Here is a 2834-nt window from a genome sequence, read left to right on the forward strand (position 1 = left end):
TCGAGCAAGGCGCGCGCGGTCTTCTTCGGCAGGTTGCCCGGCATCTTCTTGTTCATGAAGTGGATCACCTGCTGCGTGACCACCGGCTTGCCGACCGTGGCCGGCGGATGCGCGGTCTGCTTCTTCGTGAACTTCTTCAGCAGCTCGTTGCCGAGGCGCTGTGCCTTGTAGCCGACGCCCATCATCGCGGTGCGCGCGAGGTTGATGGTCTGCGGATTGGTCGCGTTCAGGAAGAACATGCCCGCCGCGTTGCCCGGGTTGAACTTCTTCTTGCCCATCTTGCGCAGCAGGTTGCGCATGTTCATCGTCACGTCGCCGAAGTCGATCTTCACCGGGCACGGCGTCACGCATTTGTGGCACACGGTGCAGTGATCGGCGACGTCGTTGAACTCGTCCCAGTGCTTGATCGACACGCCGCGGCGCGTCTGCTCCTCGTACAGGAACGCCTCGACCAGCAGCGACGTGGCGAGAATCTTGTTGCGCGGGCTGTACAGCAGGTTCGCGCGCGGCACGTGCGTGGCGCACACCGGCTTGCACTTGCCGCAGCGCAGGCAGTCCTTGATCGACTCGGAAATCGCACCGATATCGGACTGCTGCATGATGAGCGACTCGTAGCCCATCAGGCCGAAGCTCGGCGTGTAGGCATTGCGCAGGTCGGCGCCTTCGAGCAGCTTGCCCGCGTTGAAGCGGCCGTGCGGATCGACGCGCTGCTTGTACTTGCGGAATTCGCCGATCTCGTCGTCGGTCAGGAATTCGAGCTTCGTGATGCCGATGCCGTGCTCGCCCGAGATCACGCCGTCGAGCGAACGCGCGAGCGTCATGATGCGCGCGACCGCCGCATGCGCGTCCTGCAGCATCTCGTAGTTGTCGGAGTTGACCGGCAGGTTCGTATGCACGTTGCCGTCGCCCGCGTGCATGTGCAGCGCGACGAACACGCGGCCGCGCAGCACCCGCTTGTGGATCGTCTGGGCTTCCTCGAGGATCGGCTTGAACTCGCCGCCATTGAAGATCTGCCGCAGTTCAGCGCGGATTTCCTGCTTCCACGACACGCGGATCGTGCGGTCCTGCGCGAGATGGAACACCGTCGCGTCGGGCTGCGCGTCGACGCGGTCGGCGAACTTCCCGGCGAGCGCTTCGTAGCCAAGGCCGACCAGGTAGTGCTGCGCCTCGCGCAGCGACAGATCGAGCCTGTCGCGCAGGAATTCCCAGCGCGTGCGCACGCGCACGAGCAGATCGAGCGCCTGCTGCACGCGGTCTTCGAGCAGCTCGGCGCTCGGAATTTCGTTGGCGTCGTCGCTCTTGCCGAGCGGCAGCTTGCCGGCCTTGAAGAACGCTTCGAGCGCGTCGACCAGTTGCAGCTTGTTCCTGATCGACAGCTCGATGTTGATGCGCTCGATGCCGTCCGTGTACTCGCCCATGCGGTCGAGCGGAATCACCACGTCTTCGTTGATCTTGAACGCGTTCGTGTGCTTCGCGATCGCGGCGGTGCGGCTACGGTCGAGCCAGAAGCGCTTGCGTGCCTCGGCGCTCACGGCGACGAAACCTTCGCCGCTCTTGCCGTTGGCCATGCGCACGACTTCCGAGGTCGCCTGCGCGACCGCGTCCGCATCGTTACCGACGATGTCGCCGATCAGCACCATCTTCGGAAACGCGTTGCGCTTGCTCTTGGTCGCATAGCCGACCGCACGCAGATAGCGCTCGTCGAGATGCTCGAGGCCCGCGAGAATCGCGCCGCCCTGGCGCGACGTCTCGAACATGTAGTCCTTGATTTCGACGATGCTCGGAATCGCCTCGCGCGCCTGGCCGAAAAATTCCAGACACACCGTGCGCGTATGCGCGGGCATCTTGTGCAGCACCCAGCGCGCGGACGTGATGAGCCCGTCGCAGCCTTCCTTCTGGATGCCGGGCAGGCCGGCGAGGAATTTGTCGGTGACGTCCTTGCCGAGGCCTTCCTTGCGGAACACGCGGCCCCTGATGTCGAGTGCTTCGGTGCGCAACAGCTTCTCGCCCGGCGCGTAGTTGCCGTCGAACCACTTCAGCTCGAAACGCGCGACTTCGACGTCGTGAATCTTGCCGAGGTTGTGTTCGAGACGCGTGACTTCGAGCCAGTTGCCGTCCGGGTCGACCATGCGCCACCAGGCGAGGTTGTCGAGCGCCGTGCCCCACAGCACCGCCTTCTTGCCGCCCGCGTTCATCGCGATGTTGCCGCCGATGCAGGATGCGTCGAGCGAGGTCGGATCGACCGCGAACACGAAGCCGGCGTGCTCGGCCGCCTCGGTCACGCGGCGCGTGACGACGCCCGCGCCCGAGAAGATCGTCGCGACCTTGCGATCGACGCCAGGCAGGTCGGTCATCTCGACCGGGCCGAGCTGTTCGAGCTTTTCGGTGTTGAGGACGGCCGAGAACGGCGTGAGCGGCACCGCGCCGCCCGTGTAGCCGGTGCCGCCGCCGCGCGGAATCACGGTCAGGCCGAGTTCGAAGCAGGCCTTGATCATGCCGGCGATCTCGGCTTCGGAGTCCGGCGTCAGCACGACGAACGGGTATTCGACGCGCCAGTCGGTCGCGTCGGTTACGTGCGCGACGCGCGACAGGCCGTCGAACTTGATGTTGTCTTTCTGCGTGACCTTGCCGAGCACGCGCGTGGCGCGGCGGCGCAGGTCGTAGGTCTGCTGGAATTCGCTGGCGAACTGGTCGATCGCGCGGCGCGCGGCCTGCACGAGTGTTTCGACGCGCGCGGCGCGCTCGACGCCGGCTTCGTCGCCATGGTCGCGCAGATCGGCGCGGCGGCGCTTCTCGATTTCGGCGAGGCGGTGATTGAGCGCCTCGATCAGCAG

The 2834-nt window shown here is 65.5% G+C and carries 1 protein-coding gene; it reads right to left on the reverse strand.

The features are described 5' to 3' along the window. The coding region (locus G3N58_RS33610) for an FAD-binding and (Fe-S)-binding domain-containing protein (RefSeq protein WP_206001344.1) at positions 1 to 2834 on the reverse strand (2834 nt) is incomplete at both ends.

It is taken from the genome of Paraburkholderia sp. Ac-20342 (genome assembly GCF_017104985.1).
Lineage (GTDB): Bacteria > Pseudomonadota > Gammaproteobacteria > Burkholderiales > Burkholderiaceae > Paraburkholderia.